This is a genomic window from Megasphaera sp. MJR8396C (assembly GCF_001546855.1).
Lineage (GTDB): Bacteria > Bacillota > Negativicutes > Veillonellales > Megasphaeraceae > Megasphaera.
Window position 1 is genome coordinate 57967 of record NZ_KQ958195.1, and the last position, 17201, is coordinate 75167.

12 protein-coding genes are annotated in these 17201 nt (G+C 48.0%); all 12 read right to left on the reverse strand.

The genetic code is table 11. From position 1 onward, the window contains the following. Positions 1–402: 402 nt before the first annotated feature. The gene (locus tag HMPREF3201_RS07340) at positions 403–2178 is read right to left on the reverse strand and encodes a TM1812 family CRISPR-associated protein (RefSeq protein WP_062412437.1); all 1776 of its coding nucleotides are present in this window, start codon (positions 2176–2178) and stop codon (positions 403–405) included. A gap of 15 nt (positions 2179–2193) precedes the next feature. Beyond that, entirely contained in the window at positions 2194–2538 is a 345-nt protein-coding gene (locus tag HMPREF3201_RS07345; protein WP_062412438.1) for a hypothetical protein, read from the reverse strand. A 78-nt stretch (positions 2539–2616) separates the two neighbouring features. Next, complete coding sequence (locus tag HMPREF3201_RS07350; protein ID WP_062412439.1) at positions 2617–4509, reverse strand: TM1812 family CRISPR-associated protein; 1893 nt, start codon at positions 4507–4509, stop codon at positions 2617–2619. Between the two features lie 59 nt (positions 4510–4568). Continuing rightward, positions 4569–6581: a TIGR03986 family type III CRISPR-associated RAMP protein gene (locus HMPREF3201_RS07355; RefSeq protein WP_062412440.1), complete on the reverse strand. Its 2013-nt coding sequence runs from the start codon at positions 6579–6581 to the stop codon at positions 4569–4571. A gap of 1 nt (position 6582) precedes the next feature. Beyond that, positions 6583–7140, reverse strand: a complete 558-nt coding sequence (gene csx19 / locus HMPREF3201_RS07360; RefSeq protein WP_062412441.1) for a type III-D CRISPR-associated protein Csx19 — start codon at positions 7138–7140, stop codon at positions 6583–6585. 5 nt (positions 7141–7145) lie between these two features. Continuing rightward, positions 7146–8498: an RAMP superfamily CRISPR-associated protein gene (locus tag HMPREF3201_RS07365; RefSeq protein WP_062412442.1), complete on the reverse strand. Its 1353-nt coding sequence runs from the start codon at positions 8496–8498 to the stop codon at positions 7146–7148. Next, positions 8488–10050: a hypothetical protein gene (locus tag HMPREF3201_RS07370; protein WP_154254226.1), complete on the reverse strand. Its 1563-nt coding sequence runs from the start codon at positions 10048–10050 to the stop codon at positions 8488–8490. Before HMPREF3201_RS07370 ends, HMPREF3201_RS07365 begins: the two co-directional genes overlap by 11 nt. Further along, positions 10047–10688, reverse strand: coding sequence for an RAMP superfamily CRISPR-associated protein (locus HMPREF3201_RS07375; protein WP_062412444.1), 642 nt, complete (start codon positions 10686–10688; stop codon positions 10047–10049). Before HMPREF3201_RS07375 ends, HMPREF3201_RS07370 begins: the two co-directional genes overlap by 4 nt. Before the next feature lie 12 nt (positions 10689–10700). Then, positions 10701–12263: a hypothetical protein gene (locus HMPREF3201_RS07380; RefSeq protein ID WP_062412445.1), complete on the reverse strand. Its 1563-nt coding sequence runs from the start codon at positions 12261–12263 to the stop codon at positions 10701–10703. Next, positions 12260–12973, reverse strand: a complete 714-nt coding sequence (gene cas6 / locus HMPREF3201_RS07385) for a CRISPR system precrRNA processing endoribonuclease RAMP protein Cas6 (protein WP_062412446.1) — start codon at positions 12971–12973, stop codon at positions 12260–12262. Before cas6 ends, HMPREF3201_RS07380 begins: the two co-directional genes overlap by 4 nt. A gap of 282 nt (positions 12974–13255) precedes the next feature. After that, complete coding sequence (locus tag HMPREF3201_RS07390) at positions 13256–14614, reverse strand: lecithin retinol acyltransferase family protein (protein WP_154254230.1); 1359 nt, start codon at positions 14612–14614, stop codon at positions 13256–13258. Positions 14615–14632: 18 nt separating this feature from the next. Continuing rightward, complete coding sequence (locus HMPREF3201_RS07395; protein WP_062412448.1) at positions 14633–16624, reverse strand: hypothetical protein; 1992 nt, start codon at positions 16622–16624, stop codon at positions 14633–14635. Positions 16625–17201 lie beyond the last annotated feature (577 nt).

The following is a 17201-nucleotide window of genomic DNA, read 5'->3' on the forward strand; positions in this document are numbered from 1 at the left end:
CCCTTACGGGGAAATGGGTAATACGACACAAAGCGCGGCCTGGTGGAAAAGTGTTCGCGCCATAAGTTTCAGTCCCCTTACGGGGAAATGGGTAATACGACTCTGTCCCTCAGTACCCGCTCTGGGAGCGGGCCCACAGACGATTTTTTCAAACCTCGGGCTTTTTTCGCCTTTTTCGGGGACCCGGGTTCAAAACCAAAATCGGACAGTGTCGTTTTTTCCCTTAGTTACGCCATTTTTAGCCCTTTTTGAAATTTTCAAACCTACCGGTTTTTTGACCCTGAAATAGGTTTTCTTTGGGCTAACGTATTACCCTTATTTATATTTAGTATATCTTTTTTGACTTATCTTGTCAATTGGTCAAACTCTCTTGAAGCGGATAGATTCTCGCTTTATAGTAGGTTACTGTTGACTCTCTATTCTCTGCAGCAGGTCTAATACCAAGTTTTTGACTTCCCGCGTCGACATCGTGTCTTCGGCGTTGGCATGGTTGATATTATTGCGTTCTGCCCGGATTTTAAAGTAGTCGTACAAAATCTCTAAGGCCCCTTTTGCCGGCGACCGATATTGAACGATGCCATAAGCAATCATTCGTAAATATTGTTTCTGACGGGTATTCCAATTGGCCTCAGAACGATAAATTCCCGGTATGGTTCCGGCCGCCACGGGGACTTCTTTTTTCTCTTCCACTGGCGGAGCCACCTCAACACCGATAAGTTTAAAAAACACTTCGGATGGTGAGTACGCTATATAGTTACAGATCTTGTCGATCCTCCGACGTCTGAAAAATTCTTCTTCCGTTTGATGAAATTCCTCCCCTCCCTCATGTTTGACGTACAGCGAATAGATGACGGCATAGAGCATCGGATACGCTGCCTTTAGGGCCGACGGTGTGGAGTTTCTGCTTTTTATCTTATTGATTGCCTTCTGCCCGGCCATTAATTCATTTAAAAGCGGTTTTAGTTTTTCCGTCGCTTCAGGATATTTCGTTGCAACAAAATCTATATTCCGGTTTTTGCAAAACAGTAAAATGACCTTACGCAACACATCTTCCTCACTGGGAGGAGCGTTCTTCCTGCGCGAATTAATCGGCGTATAGGTATTGATAAAATAATGCTCCCACGTCTGATAGTCCTTCCGCTTTTGCTCGCATTGATCCTGAATGATCGAACGGATTGGATAAAAGATATGGGACGCTACGATTACCCCGGGAATCCATTCGCTGCACAGGGTCATGGCCTGCTGGAGGTAACCCTTTTCAACGCACCAGCGGATGATATCGAGGTTTGTGAAGTCTTCTTTCAGGAGAGATCCATATTCCATTTTAAAGATGGCTAAGATGCGCAGAAAAATCTTTTCCTGCAAAGAAACGGCGCCGGCCTTTTCAAAGTTTTTCAAGGCAATCTGAAGTTCCCTGGCCAAGGGCGCGATTTTTCCGGTCCGGCAAATTCGGACGGCATTGGTAAAGTCACGCATCTTTTGAAGGAGTACCGCCGTTTCTTCCGTCTGTGGTCGGCCTTCCATGTAAGCCGTGATTTCGCGGGTGCTGCCAAAGTTGATGAACTCGTCGGACCCTGAAATGAGGTTAAACATGCGGTAGATATCGGTTACATTTTCGACCTGTTTCTCATAGCGGTTGGAATAAAGGACGGCCGTCGTCCGGATGCCGCGATATTTCAAGAGCTGCATGACTGATAGCATCATCATCGACGCATGGCGAAAACCGCCGGTAAAATCGGCATGAAGCGCTGCGTCTTCTGGGGCCCATTCCTGTTCTTCCATAAAGGAGCGGATGGTGTCAGCCATTTCAAGGACCTGGCGAACACTTTCCTCGGTTTGACTGCGTTCATCATAATCGATGCGGACGCAGTGTTCTACAAAAGGGCGTACTAGATCGAGAAACACGGCTTCATGGGTCCGATGATACTTATGGATATGTTTATTTTTATCTTTATAGGTGATATTTTCTTTCGTCCGATTCGTCGAAAAATAGAACAGGCAGTCCAATTTCTCCTGCTGACGCTTGAGTGTTTCTGCCGTCCAGCGTACAGCCGATTCGTTTGTTTGAATACATTCCATCATCGTCTTGCCGTCGAGCGTTTTATAGTCAGATTTGGAGAAGTTCCCTTCGTCGTCGAGATGAACTTCGCTCAAAAAAAGCAGCATGATATGTTTCATAGCGTCACATTCCTTTTATTTCAACAATCGCCCTAAGCTGCGGCAGCCTGTAATCTGCCCCTGATCGTCACGGACGAAGTCGATGGGAACCAGGACGTCATCGCGACTGCCGGCCAAAGATTGAGCTACGACAGACGACACAATATAGGCCGTGTCAGCCTGTGGTTCCGGCAAGCCTTGGACAGGACCGTAGGTCATATTGTAGACCGGAACGGGGCCTGCCGTGCCGACTTCTTCCTTGATGACATCACAGCGGGCGAGGATCCCCGAGGCCGGAATGATGTCAATCGATTCATGATCGAGATCCGGATCTTGGTAGACGAGTTGAATGTCGTGAGGTGTAAGATTGATAAAATGCATCTGTGTGCCTCCTTATATCTCATGCTATATAGGGAGAGTCACTATATAGCATGAGAAAAATAATGTGTGTGTTCCTTTTTATGCGGTGCCGTTTTCTTCAGGGTTTTCTGTTTCTGATTTAGAAGCCTTTATATGCAGAGGGAAGCAAACTTCGTTGATGGTTTCTAAGGATTCGTTCAACAAAGCTTTGATATCTCCCAAGGCGTTCAGTTGATGATCATTTCGGGCGTGATTGGTATGATTTCGTTGATCTTTAATTCTACCGTATTGGTCTAAAAGCAGACGCAGGGTATCTTCCGGAATATTCGAATGAACCCAGTTCATTTTCCACAGGTGGATGAAACGATCGGAATAGCGAGGGAAAATAGTAATGTCAGAACAGAGTTTTGGAAACTCGGTTTGGTTCATTCGACCATTAAGAAACTTGATTAAACACCCAGCTTGTTCACGAGGTTCTTTTCCCTGTAATGATTGGGTTTCTTGATCAGATTCATAAACAGCTTTCAAGGCTTTGAATTTATCTTCTTGGGGCTTACTTAACTTTATCTTCTCGTCCACAACCAGGTTCGGTATCCGGAGCAACGCTAACGATTGAACGATGGACAGGCTAGCAGTCAGTCCTTCAGCATCATTGAGAACAGCTGTATCGATAAATTCTGTATGAGAATGTTTATTCAGATAGTCTTCAATTATCTCTTGAGCCTGTGTTGCCCAATCTTTATTTGGATCGTCCTTTACAGCGGAAGGAATCATATTCACCTCTTTTCTTAACAGCTTATAGTATTTCTTTTTCACATTATTGGTGTACTGTTGGGCTTTACTTTCTCTATCTTGGTCCTTAAGTTTTGCAAAGAGCTTAAAAGCCTCCGACGTCCTATCGTTTGCCTCCAAATCTTTCTTGAAATGAATTCTTCCTTCAGGCGTCAAAGATGCAATTCTACAATTTGAGAAAATTTCCGGCACTTGTTCTGTATAGAGAGTCAGGGCCTGCTGGACATAATCATGCTGAATGCACCATTTAATGAGAGTAATATCTTCTAGTTCTTTATTCTCCGCTTCACTTTGCAGGAGTTCTTCATACTCATGGCTAATTCGCCCATAGAGGCGATTCATGAGAGAATCTGGCAAGGACGTATCACCACTTTCATCATACTTGGTACGGAAAGCTTTCATGGCATCTCTCAGATTCTTGATCGCATCGCGGAAGGTACCAGAGTTACAAAGGCTGATGGCATCGGAAAAATCGGCCATGGCCTTGATGAGCTGCTGCAATTCCGGAGACTGCTTAGACATAGATTGCCGTTTATAATAATCACGAAGCGTTTGGACGCTGCCGAAACGAACGAATTCTTCTGCACCGGCGATGAGGTCGAATAAGGCGTAGATATCATTGCCTTCTTCGACTATTCTCTTACTCAAGTTCGAGTACAGGATGTCGCCGATGCGGACCCGGTCGCCATACTGCATCAAGCGCAGAACGGCCATCATGATCATGGCAGCATTCCGCATACCACCGGTGCAGTCGGCATGAAGAACCAATGTATCATCCTTCGGCAAGCTGGCGATGAAGGCGTCGACTTTGGCGGCCATTTCGACGATAGATTGGATATTCTCCGTCATGTCCGCATTTTCGTCGTAGTCAGCAACTTCGAGTTCAGTCTCAATGGGGTGCTCCCCTTGTTGCAGGCGATGCTCGAAATAAGAGAGATGGGTATAGGTATGGTCTTCTTCATCGCGATATTCTTTTATTATGTCTTCTTTAGTCTTATAGGTCAAAGGTAATTGAACTGTCTGTGTGGCAAAGACGAAGAGCCGCTTCATCGGTCCGTGTTTTTGTACACCATAGCGGACAGCCGATTCATTAGTCGTATAGCAAGGCCCGATACCATTCTTATATATTTTGGGTAAAATTTCCCCGTTATTCTCCACTCTTATACTGCTCAAAAATAAAAGCATTCCCTGATGTTCCATACAATCCTCCTTAAGGTATGAAAAGAGAGGCTGCCCATGAGGGCAACCTTTTCTCCTTCTTATTTTATGATGTCAACCGGTTTATCTAAGACAGCCCGATTGGTAAATTGTGGATCGACGCCGCCTTTTAAAGTTCCCTTATCACTGCCGGCAGCACTGACCTTGCGAACCCAATTCGGCCGTTTTGTATTGTTCCAATCAAGCATGATGCGAAGATTCTTCAAAGACGCTTGATAAGATTTTTCGGCAGATCCGATGTGTTCTTTGACATAAGCATCAAAGGCTTCGATAAAATTCCGGACATCTGCTGATTTCTGCGGTTTCTTCCATTTTCCACCGTCAAAGAGCTGTCCGTAGCGATCATTGTCGAGGTGTAGTACCGATTGGATGCGCACACTGCCCATACCCAGGGATTTCCCCATGCCGAGTTTATAGACGATATCCTCCTTATCATCCTGTTGGAGGTGGAATACTTTTAACAAGGCTCCCAATTCGACAGCCGTCAAGTTGCGGAAATGAATGGCGCTGGAAAAGGCATTTCCTGCCAATAGTGGTTCTATCTGTTTAATAATCTTTTGATTTTTAGAGTTATTTCTAAGTTGCCAATCGTTGGTTCCGATGTTCTTATGCCAGTACATCTTATAGCCCCGAAGTTCTACTGGGGCGTCGCTGTCCCAGTGAGCTGGAGGCCAATCTTGTTGGGTCAGATAGAGCTGATACGACGTCGGGTTAGCCCCCAATAAAGGTTTTATCTGAGCTTTTGAGCCCGACTTTGCAGGAGCCATCAGATGGGCATCTTCAAAGGATACGCGGCCGGCCCAATCTTCCTTACGGCCAAAGACAGCATCGGAAAAATCGATAATATCAGAATTTGTTTGCAACACACCAGGCAGGCGGTCGCCAATGGAATTCTTATACGGTATCCGATAGGAGCGGCCGTGACCGAAGGAAGTAATCTCTCCGTCTTCATTTTTAGTATAAAAGCAGGGCACGATGAAATCGATATCATTGCGATCAGCAAATCTTTTAGCAGCCCCACGCCAGCGGGGAGACTGTGATTCTGAACTTCCCCTATCTTCTAAGAGGTTGACTCCTCGGCGCCGCGTGTCGTCACGGTAATCTTGAATGATTCTTTCAGGAACAAACTCAGCATCTTCCCAGCGAGGAGCGAATAAATAACGTACATTTTCCTTGTCTTGCTGCTTTCCTGTAATAATGTAGGCTCTTTTTTCGTCCATATTCCACCGAACTTCGCTATTTCTTATATTTCCCAATTCATTTATCGGGACAAATTTCATCTCACAAGGTGCCATATGATAGGTTCCATCTTTTTCAAGTCGGTAGAGAAAAGCCGGTCTTGCATTTTTTTTAGGTCTGCCTGTTTCTGGATTTTTTTCACCAGACATCATTCGATTTTCATAATAGGCATTCAGTTCTTTCAATTGTTTTCCGCCGGCGGCCATGATACAGCGAAAATAGAGATGGCGATCGGTAAAGTCTTCGTCACGGCGCATGGTACCGGCCGTGACGATTTTAAAGAGATTTCGTACCATGCCGCGCAGAGTACTGCCGGGAATCAAAGGCTCGCCAGTGGGCGAAAAGAAGGTTCCGGCATCGTCGCCGCCGACAAAGAGAGGGGTCACACTGGAAATTTCCAGTGCCAAAGTACCGCTGTACGTCTTTTGACTTTCAATGTAGCCGCGAAAATCATGTTTCATGGCATCGAGGGGCGACGCCAACACCGTTCGCGTAAAGGGGACAAAGTTATAAGCTGATACAGCGGCTTTCGGAGCCTGGGAATTATCCGTGTAATGGTCATGAGAATATAAAGTTTCACGGGTGTCCTTCTTATTCTTATTTGAATTTTTATTGGAGCTTTTATTCGGATTATTGTTCCAACTTTTTTTATAGTTGTCAGAATCTAAACTGGGGTCTAATGTAATATCCATCGGCTTTTGTTTCTTGGATTTTTTTTGTTTATTTTGTTTTTCTTCCTGTGGTTCTTCCTTTTCCAGTTCCGTAGACTCTACAAGCCCCAGGGCCTTCATCTGATCAAATATATCTTCATTCATCTTATCTCCCCCCTTCAGCTGATTCGATGCGAACAAAGCGGTAATCGGTGTAACCGGCCTGCCCCGTTTCGTCATCGACATTAATATAACTGCGCGTGACCAAGCCGTAATAGTCTGCCTGTTCTTGGCAGGGTACGGTCATGGACAGGAATCGTTCGTCATCCTTCAAGGTTGCGAACGTTCCGTCATGGTTCGTCTTATGCCCCCAAAGGCGGGCTAAGGCGTCGACGTGGCTTTGTACCTCGCCGGTACCGTCGCAGACGTAGCGGCCTTCATAAGCACCATGACGGCGGTAGAGGTGAAGTTCTTCATTGTCGTTAAAGACACGGATTTCGATAACCTGATTTTCATCTAAGGTTTCTTTATTGGCAAAGACGAGAGTCGAGCCGTCCCAACGTCCCCAGGAAATCTGCTGACGCTGCCATACGACGAGGCTGGCTGTATCCTTCATATATTGTTTGATGACGTCCCCTAAGGGCTGCGACTCATGGATCTTTCGCTTCCAGGTCACGGGGCTGTCGACAAGGGTCAGTCCTTTTTTTGCTAATTCCAAACTCATTACGCTCACTCCCCTTCCACAGCACGATTCAGTGCTGCTGCATAGACTTCTAAAGCTGCCGGATCACCGCTGGTTACGCTGCCGTTCTCTTCGAGTACCCAATGCTGGCGGACTCCGTCTTTTTGGAAGCGGATGTCGGCATGATGGCCGGTCAAATACCCGCGACCGACGGATTTATCGCCGCCCAGGGCCACTTGGCCAGTCCAGAGATCCTTCAAGAGGAATAGCGCCAGTCCTGCTTCCCAATCCTGGCAGTCTTCGATAGCAAAGCGCAGGGTGACGACGGAACGACTCTTATTTTTCTGCCATAAAGGCTTTTCGGCAAAGAGCTTGCTGTCCATGGTACTGCCCGTAAAACGGTCGATGGCGTTGCGCGTCTGTTTCACGGCTGCAACGTCCTGGGGTGAAATGTAGACTTCGTCGACGCGGAAGCGGCTCTTCTGCTTTTTCCCGTCGTCACGGGAATAGCCCATGAGGTCGTCCAATAAGGTCGGAGATTTTTCTAAGATCCGCAGGATATGGGCTGCCTGATGGCGAAGGACACCTTTTACAGAAGGTCCGGGAATGAGATAATCGTCACCGCTCATCATGGGAACGACGTCGATATTGGCGTTACTGTCGGCTTCCGATACGTCACGGCTGCGGACGAGGAGGGATGTCTTCAAGGAAAAATCGGCTTCGATGACAAAAGACTGGTCGCCTAAGCGTTCTTTGGCCTTTACGTCGTAGATATTCTTGGGCGAAGTGTGCGTGAGCCAGGCCTTTACATCGTCGTATTGGCTGAAATCGTACAGCTTTATTTTGGCGTTTTCAAGCTGCACCGCGCCAAAGCCTTTCGCCGTCATGGCGCCGATGCGGATGCCGTAGGCTAACTGCTTTACTAAATCGTCCAGAAATCCCTTCCATTGCGGCAGGTCATCGACAACTTTCTGACGTAATTGCCAGGTCATGGTAAAGGTACCGCGAGCTCCTCTTTCGACGACTTCATAGTCGTATTTAGCCTTATCTTTAGCAACGCCCGTATATTCATCGATGGAAACGCCATCACGGACGGTAATATAGGCATTGTCAAGGATAACATCGTCGATACAAATGGCGCTCTGCAGGCCTTCTCCGCGACGGTCGTCACTGTACCCAAAGAGCAGCTGCGTCGCCGTTTTATCCCAATTTTCGGTAAGATGGCGAAGGACGCCAGCAAGCGATGTTCCGGGGATAAAAGGCTGGCCTTTTTTATTGCGCAGGACATGGATATCGGTCGTATTGTCCTTTTCCTTTCCGGCTCCAATGAGTAACGGCGTTTTAAGAGACAAGACGCCTTCGACTTGTACACTGAATAAAAGGCTGGCTTTATTTTTCATCGTTCTTCACCTCCGATACAGTTTTACGGACTTGTACGGTCCGCTTACGGCTGTGGCGGAAGAACCAAAGCCAGTATTCACGAAAATACGATTCTTTAGGAGGCTTGAAGCCAATCTTTTCGGAAAGCTTTTCCGGAACGAGATCTTTCAAAAGGTCGTTACGTTCCTTGGTTTCATAGGGATTTTGCTGTTTGTTGTCGAAAATCTCATAGAGTGGCGCTCCATACAGGCGCAGGCGGCGAAGATGGGTTCCCATAGTTTCGTTTTTACTCGTTTTTTTACGGAATTCTTGGTGGAAATCCCGGTCGAGCCACGATTCCAGACGGGCAAAGATATGCGTTTTAGCCCCGCCTTCGAGGCCTTTTAATTGAGCAGCATCTTCATAGGCGAAGTTATGAAGCTGTTCCTTGATGCGACTTTCCAGGATCGCGGCGACCCGTTTCTTCACTTCTAAGGAATAGCTAGAAGGCTCTTCCAGTTCTTCCTTTTCGCCTTCAGCGGCCATCGTCAGGTCTTGGATGTTCCACCGCCGCAGCTGACCGAATCCTTCTTCGGTCCGATCGCCGGCACCGCCGTACATCAGTTGCTGCAGGACCTGTACCTCTCCCTCCTGCCAGGGACCATCTTTATGGAGTTCAAAGACCGTTCCTGCGGCCAGGGCCATAGTGCGAGGACGTCGCATCTGCCAAATGCCGACAAAGTTTTCAATCGAAACGGACGTACTGAAAACACGGCCCAACGTAAATACATCGTTGCCGAATTTGCGATTGAGAACGTCAATCACTTCTTCCTGCAACACCTGATCAGCCCTGGCGGCAAAACCATCGGTCGGCACGAGGGGCGTATCGAGGACAAGGCATGTCGTTTCGGAAAAGGCTTCGTCGGGAATATCTTGAGGCTGCGTAAAGGTCAGGTGGCAGGTCCCGTATTCCGTCCGTTTCGAGCGACCGATACGGCAGGTAAAGCGTTCTCCCTTTCGGCCGACGTCTTCAAAGAAAGCCTTTAGGCAAGCGTCGTCACCGATGACGGCGCCTTGAAACGTTTGGTCGGCATCGATGGATTCATAGGTGTAGACCTTGCCGTCCTGACTGTGGCCGCTCAGGCGTTCATGGTCGCCGCTGCGGCTCATATGGAAGGCCATGCTCGATTTGACAGAGACGGGGCGAATCGTCCCGCCATCGACGACGGACAGGCCTTTGAGGCTTTTATACCCGGCTTTCCCCTGATCGGACAGTAAATCGAGAATCGGCTTATCGACGTCAGCGGCTTTCGCTTTCATGAGGGATAAGGGCAATACCATGGCGCGTTTGCCGTCGACACTGGGATGAGCACTGACGAAACGCAGATCGGAGAAAAAGTAGCGGATGAAATTTTCATCCTGATGAGCCTTTTTCCCCAGCTTATGGTCGGTCACGTATTTACCGGCTAAGACGCCGCGCAGGAGCGTTCCGCTAAAAGACTCGCTGCTCGCCGTGAGGAGCTGTGAACTGCCCGGAGCCGTCACGACGACGGGCGCCGAGGTTTCAATCGTAACGTAGGAAATCTGCATCATCTACGCCCCCTTTTCGAGAAAATCTGATTGAACAGGGTATCCTGTTTTTTCATCGTGCAAGCCAGGCGTCCAAATCCGCGGTTGCGGTTCATGCCGGCCCGCCGAAGATTGGAAACGGCTAAGGCCAAAGCCTGATCGTGGCGGTTTTCGCCGCCGTTGACCTGGATTTTTCCGACAAAGGTCAGGTCGCTGTCGAGGACGCGAATGTTGCGCAAGGACGTTTCTTTGGCCGTCCCGTCGGTGTCGAGGGCCGTCTGAAAGCGAATCGATGTATAGGTTTGTAAGACCGATTCCGGCCTAATGAGTCCACTGAAAGTAGACTGAAGATACTTCCATTCTTTGGCCATATCCTGATAGTCTTCGAGGTGAAAATTGGGGACGATCAGTTCTACCGTGCTGTCTGCGCGTTTGTTGAACAACTCTTCTACCGTCTTTCGTTCGACAAAGTTTTTCTCGCATAATTCAGCCATTTCAACGACTTCAACGGCACTTTCATAGAGCAGGCCGCGCAGTCGTTTTCCCGGGAAATAGGGCAGGCCCAATGCGTCATGGACGATGTCGGCGTCGACGTTGACGTCGGCTTTCCCGGAATTCAGGCACAGCGGTGATTCCGTTTTAATCCGTACTTCATATTCCATAGTCCGTTCCTCCTATTGCAGCTCCGGGACAAAGTAATCCATGATTTCAATGGCATCGACGTACGGCGTCTGATATGCCGCAGCCCCGCTTTTTTTATCCCATACCGCCTCTTCAAAGCGTTCCCAGCCGTCAACATGAGGCAGACGAAGTCCCATATGCTTCAGCTGTTCCAAATAAATTCGAATATCCTCTTTCCCTTTTTGCGCCGTAAACCGCAGTTCCTTTACCTTATTGACCGGCATCGTCGTAAATTGACGGGTGCAGGAAAGGAGTTGGGTTAAGGCATGTTCACCGCCGTCGTCATCGACGCGGTAAGGGCCAAAGTGCATATTGCCAAAGTGACCCTTGTATTCGGACTGGCGAATCTGGTCCAGTTTCGGAGCCTGTTCACCGTGGAGGATGACGAAGTCCAGCCAGCATGACGATTTCATAGATTCTTCTTTTGACGATTCGTTGGAGGATTTTTTACCTCGTGACGGAATCTTAGCCGCGTCGCAGGCTTGTTCTGCCAGTTTATAGCCGCGGAAGAAAGGATAAGCCGTCGGCAAGATGGCAATGCCGGCGCAGGATGCGAAATATTGGTTCAAGGTCATCATGAAACGCCGGGTATAGGTCAAAGCCAGTCGAGCCGGGCAAATAAAGGTAATGTCGTCGCCGCCGAGAATCAAGGGACGAATGGGTAGAACCCCTTCTTCCAAATCGAGAAAATCACCGTACGAATCGTATTCGGCTACGATAGAGTCTAAGAGCGCGGCAAAGGTGTCTTCCGTATTTTTCCGAACCTGGTAAGACAATCGGCCCCGCTCATGCAGGCTTTTGCAATCGCTGAATTTCTTCCCCATCTGGTTGCCGTCGATATGGATGATGGCGATGTCGGACTCCGTTTCCCGTTGGCCCAGTCGGTCGAGCTCCATAGGAAATTGATAGCCCTTGAGATGATCTTTAAAGCGCCGATGCAGGTCGTCATTGGCTTCAGCGGCAGCAGCCGTCTTAGCCCGAACTTCTTGAGAAAAGAACCGCGGCGAACCTTCTTGGACCATGAGGTGTGTATCATCATAAAAATCAGCTGCTTCGCCGTTTACTTCGCAGGGCAGGGTCAGTCCGGTATAGGGAATATTCACTGTGGGGAAAACGTTGTTTTGATTTTCCTTTAACTGACCATACAGTTTTTTCATGGCATCTTCAAAATTTTCCGATAAATCCAAAGGCCCCATAGCAACGCCGGTCTTCAAGCCGGGATAACGGACGAGAAGCGCTTTGGTAAAGGCCGTTACGATCGCCTTGCGGCAGTCAGCCACTTCTTCTTTAAACAGGATCAGGGCATTGCCACCGCCGATATAGGCGACGTAACAAGGTGCCGGCAATTCACGCAGCGGCTCCGTCCGGGTTTTCCAACTCTCCCTGTCGACCGTACCTAACCCGAATGCCGGATCGGTCAAAATCTCTTTGACTAACACATCGTCAAAAATATGTTCAACGATGTACGAAGCCCCGATATTGGTCTTTAACCGATTCCCTGAAAAAATATACTTTTGAATGGACCGCGTATCAAACAATAGCGCTTGTACACTCATCCGCCTCTCCTCCTTTTCAAATGACCTTCTTCTCTTCCCGTCAATAACCGAACCTGGGAGGCTCCCATGCCCAAAGCGGTCTTGATGCCAAAGCCGGCCGCAGTGCCGCACTGGAGCAAGAGCGCCGCCATTTGCCGCACTCGTTCGCTGCCGCCAAAACGAAGCGTCACCGATCCGGCAAAGCCCTTGACGCCGTGCCCTTCCAAGCCGAAATGTTCCGTATGCAGGTCATAATCTTGAATCATCGTATAATAGCCTAATACCTGATGAAGACCTTCCTCCAGCGGCATTCCGGCGATCATGGGCCAGCGCTGGAGAATGCTTTGGTAGAGCAGTTCTGGTTCGGGAAATAGGACAAAAGCACCGCTGCGCTTAAAACTCGTCGTCGTCAAAAAACGGATTTCAGCCCCTATTGGCACGGGCCCTGTCGCAGCTCCCTCATCATCAAGGGAAATCGAACGGCACCGGATCCGGCCCAGGCCGACGTCATAGCCCTGATGATGCAAGGACAGGGATTTCGTCTTTTCTAAGACCGGCACCAGGACCGACGAAATCGATTCATCCAAGAATCCCAGGCGCCAAAAGGGCCTCTTTTCCCGGTCATCCCAAAAAACGGCCTGACTGTACGGCCGTATTCCCTTTTGATGGAATACCGTCGCCCAATCAGAACCGACGAGCTCCATCAAGGCCCCGTGAAAGACAGAACCCATCGAAGGATGGGCCCCCTTCCCCTTGGGAAAAATCAGGGGAATCTCGCATATTTCCAGCAACAATATCAACTCCCTCTATCCCTTCCGTAAAGGATACCCCTCTACGTTTATGGCAAAATATACAAAGAATTACGACACAATAGATATGCATAATTACAGATTCGACACAGAATAAATAAAATCCTGCTAAAAGGCAGGATTTTATTCAAAAAAGTAATTTATTATTTTAATAATTTACATAGTGTAAAATGTGTAAAATTTGATATGCCGTGGCGATCCAGTTCACCGGTCATGCTCTTCTGTATCTTTGGCGTCAATGGTCGTATCGCTTCCGGGCAAAGCCAGCGGGTCCTTATGAGGAAGCAAGTCAGGCTGTTTGCCGGTTACTTTCGGAACGCCTTGGCCCTGCAAGTTGAGGACTTGCTGCTTTAAGTGCGTCAGCATTTCAAGGGTTATGCCGTTGGCCTGATCGATCATTTTAGTCTTATCTTCCAAGATACTATCAACGATTCGGTTTTGGCGCTCTTGAAGCGTTTTGAGCTGTAGGGACATATGCTCCATATGGAGCACCATATCGTCGTTGATTCGTTTTTGATACAAGGCATGGCCCGGCGAATCCTTATCGTATTTTTCTAAAATTTCTAAGAGCTTCGGAAATTTTTCAGTATTATAAACATCGTTGTCTCGATTAATTTTATCCTTTAATTGAGCGTACATCACGTCGACCTCATGAATGACCGACATGGAACCCTTTTCCAGGATGAGGAATCGTTTTTGAGCCATGTCGGTGAGCTGCTTCTGCATTTCCATAATGGTTTCAGCCACCATCTGAAAGCCTCGCGCTTGAGCCTCTTTCAGAGCCATTTGGCATTGGGTTTCACACTGAAGAATATCGATTTTCGCTTGTTTGATAAGGTCTACCCGTTCGTTTTCGAGGTGAACCAATTTCACTTTCGTCGAGCTCTCGATTTGTTTACTCAGATCTACTCGCTCGTTTTTTAATTGGGCCAATTTTACCCTTGTCGCATTTTCAATTTCGGCGATCTTGACCTTATCCGGCTCATAATTATAAGAATGGGTCGTCCGCTCGTTGCTACCACCGCCAAAAAGGCTCTTAATGGCATTGCCGATTTTCGTAAAAAATTCCATATGGCCTCCCTCCCCATTGGGCATCTTGCCGGATAAGGCACGCTCCACCTGGGGACTCCGGTAAGTCCCGAAGGTGCAGGCATTGGCAAAATGCTCACAATTATTAAAGACAAGATGATAGCCCGAATCTCCCAGACAAAATCGGGCATACCGGACAATTTGCTCGACGGAATAGAGATCAGAGAACTCGTCATCCGTATAATCTTTCACTTCTAAGGTACCGCCGGCTAAAAATTGTGCCAGCGACGTCTTGATGACGCGGCACTGGGACCAGTCAAGGACACGATCGTCATCGGTCCCGGTAAAATGAATGACTTCCTCGTCAGAAACATAGATGCCGTGATGAGCATAGAGGCCGCCACAGCGTTTGACCCGGATATGGTCACCCTTGACAGGACGGCGACATTCCCAGGTTTCAGACTCGCCACTAATGAGTGTACCGAGGGCAACCATAGGAAATACGCCGCCATACGGGATAAGTCTGCGTATCAAAGTATCGCCTCACTTTTGCTAAGCTTTTGATGCCAATTCTTTACGCATCTTGAACATCAGGGAGTCATACTGCTTTTCCCGTTCTTTCTGGGCCTTGCTGTAGGCCGCAGCGTCGTTTAAGAAGGCGGCATAATTGCGCTTCTTCAAATCGGCAAAGTCGTGCAGTACTTTTTCAGAGATCTGGTCCAGGCTGCGATCGGCTACAAATTGAAGTACAGCGTCGATTTGTAGGTCCCACAACGGATAGGCCCATTTCAAGATGACGATGCGATCTTCGTTTTTCGGGCAAGAAAAGAGAACCTTCGAAACAGCTTCTTGAAAGGCCAGGGTCCGTTTATATAAGTCGCTTTCAGCGGCAAATTTATCCTGCAGGTCTCCGCCGGGCTGGAAGACATACTTCTGATAGATGCCCTTCCGTTCTTTCAAGAAGAAGTCGTCGATCTGCTGTTTATAGGCTGCCAGCTGATCCATGAGCTTCCCTTGGACGAATTCCTGATTCTCATCTAGAACTAATTCTTTCAAGCTCCAGGCGATAAGGGGCTGCATCCCTTCTTCGATCTTTTGTCGAAGGCTCTGCCAATCCTCGTACCATGCAGCCCACACTTCTTCTTCGATGGCGTCGTCTTCACAGAGATGCTGCAGCTCTTGACGCCGTGTCGATTTGAAGACCCGGTAATCATCGCTCCAAGCCTGCCACAAGGCGATGGATTCTTGGACTAATTTCTTATGGGATTCGAAATACTCGATTTTCAGCAAGGCCTTTTTGATGATCTTGGCCGTATTTTCGGCGATGAAAGAAAAAGACGGTCGGCATTCGGCATTAAGGGCAGCCCAGGCCGTCAATGATTGATCGCTGGCGTCGAGGTCGTCGAGCCGTTCCTCCAAGGCATCGGCCTGTTCTTTGACAGAGAGTAGTTTTTCCTTGACCTGATTCATATCCAGGGAGAAACGCTGGCGGAAGAAGCGCTGCCGCCGTTCCAGCATGGAATTTTCTGCTTCCGTCAAATTGGGATCAGCCTCATACTTTTTCGACAAGGTCAGACTGAGGGTGTTGAAATTCCGGATGACGTCGCCTTTCAGCCTTTCGTATTCATCTAATTTTTCAAGCAGCATCCCAATCCAACGTTGAATGGCCGTGTAATACTGGATGATCGACTCATCAATAGCCGGCATATCGTAATCGCCCAGAAAATCATGATAGTCGAAGGTTTCTGACAAGGGAATAAGCGCGCTCAACTTCCCAAGGGTAGTCTGTAAATCCGCCATCAGCTTTGGTATTTCAACGTATACCTGGTGGTACAATTCCGTAATGGAATCATCCGTAAAGATGGGCTGCAATTCATGTCGGACGAAGAGATCCAGCGTAAATTGTAGGCGTTCTTTTTCCGTATAAACCTTGTTGTCAGCAGCAACGTCATCTGCATAGGTTGAACCGGCGACAAGGATAGGACTATAGGGAAGGATATTGCCATTTTTTAACTCCTTAGTATAAAAATTATCGTCAAGGTCAATGCATCGCACGGTTTTACCCGTTCGATAGAGCCAATAACGATGATTTACTATACGATCGCCACCTCCCTCACGAAAAGGAAAGGACGGGTCTAAAATAATGGCTCTAAGCGTATCAAAGAGAGGTAGTTTCCAGTCCGCATAGCCGTCGCCATCAAAGTCTTGAACGACCTTTGCTGCTTCTTTTTCAGTATAATCGCCGCCTCCACCCTTTTTGCAGTAGGGGAAATGATTCAGATTGGCCCAAAGATAGCCTGTATTGCGATCCAAGAATACCTTCGGCTTATTTTTTATGAAGAACCAGCGCTGCTTTTTGATGGCGTCTAAAAGTCTGTCACGGCTGTCACTATATAACCGATCCGCTTCAGCGGTCATGGCCTGAAGTTCATTCTTCACAGCTGCAATTTCATCTTTTTTCCGTCCTGCTCCGACACCATCCAAAACCTTCAACCTCTCCAGCAGGCCTTGCTGATTCGCTAATAAGGTTGACAATTCCGACATATTCAATCTCCTTTCAATATCTATGTTGTTTTTTACGGAACAAATACTTCTATACGTTATATTTTCTACACGATTGTCACAGAATCCTGCCAAATAATGTATTTTCATCGGCAACTCTTTCAAGAATTTCAAATCCTTTCTGTCGTCTGCATAAATGTATAGGATTTCTCACTGTTACAACAACGCCCTTGACCCGGTATTCCGATTCAAGGGCGTTGCTCTTTATATTAGGGTATAAAAAACACCGTCGCAGTTTCGACTGCGGCGGTGCTTTTGCGTGTCTCTGATTGAAATGTCCGAGTGAGACCGGTTCAGATTCTTCCCGGTTCAGCCCCCTTACGGGGATTTGGGTAATACGACTCAACGAACGAGGCTGTGTCCATTTTCATGGAGACTCGTTTCAGTCCCCTTACGGGGAATTGGGTAATACGACTCAACAATAACAATATCCAGAAAATTCATTCTCACATGGAGTTTCAGTCCCCTTACGGGGAATTGGGTAATACGACGATCTACGATCCTGCTTAACAACGAAGCCGGCTACGGCGCGTTTCAGTCCCCTTACGGGGAATTGGGT

What these genes read in the sequence shown, in the direction of transcription:
- HMPREF3201_RS07340 (WP_062412437.1), bottom strand. Translation starts at nt 2,178, where the DNA reads ATGAAACATATCATGCTGCTTTTTTTGAGCGAAGTTCATCTCGACGAC.
- HMPREF3201_RS07345 (WP_062412438.1), bottom strand. Translation starts at nt 2,538, where the DNA reads ATGCATTTTATCAATCTTACACCTCACGACATTCAACTCGTCTACCAA.
- HMPREF3201_RS07350 (WP_062412439.1), bottom strand. Translation starts at nt 4,509, where the DNA reads ATGGAACATCAGGGAATGCTTTTATTTTTGAGCAGTATAAGAGTGGAG.
- HMPREF3201_RS07355 (WP_062412440.1), bottom strand. Translation starts at nt 6,581, where the DNA reads ATGAATGAAGATATATTTGATCAGATGAAGGCCCTGGGGCTTGTAGAG.
- csx19 (WP_062412441.1), bottom strand. Translation starts at nt 7,140, where the DNA reads ATGAGTTTGGAATTAGCAAAAAAAGGACTGACCCTTGTCGACAGCCCC.
- HMPREF3201_RS07365 (WP_062412442.1), bottom strand. Translation starts at nt 8,498, where the DNA reads ATGAAAAATAAAGCCAGCCTTTTATTCAGTGTACAAGTCGAAGGCGTC.
- HMPREF3201_RS07370 (WP_154254226.1), bottom strand. Translation starts at nt 10,050, where the DNA reads ATGATGCAGATTTCCTACGTTACGATTGAAACCTCGGCGCCCGTCGTC.
- HMPREF3201_RS07375 (WP_062412444.1), bottom strand. Translation starts at nt 10,688, where the DNA reads ATGGAATATGAAGTACGGATTAAAACGGAATCACCGCTGTGCCTGAAT.
- HMPREF3201_RS07380 (WP_062412445.1), bottom strand. Translation starts at nt 12,263, where the DNA reads ATGAGTGTACAAGCGCTATTGTTTGATACGCGGTCCATTCAAAAGTAT.
- cas6 (WP_062412446.1), bottom strand. Translation starts at nt 12,973, where the DNA reads ATGGGTTCTGTCTTTCACGGGGCCTTGATGGAGCTCGTCGGTTCTGAT.
- HMPREF3201_RS07395 (WP_062412448.1), bottom strand. Translation starts at nt 16,624, where the DNA reads ATGTCGGAATTGTCAACCTTATTAGCGAATCAGCAAGGCCTGCTGGAG.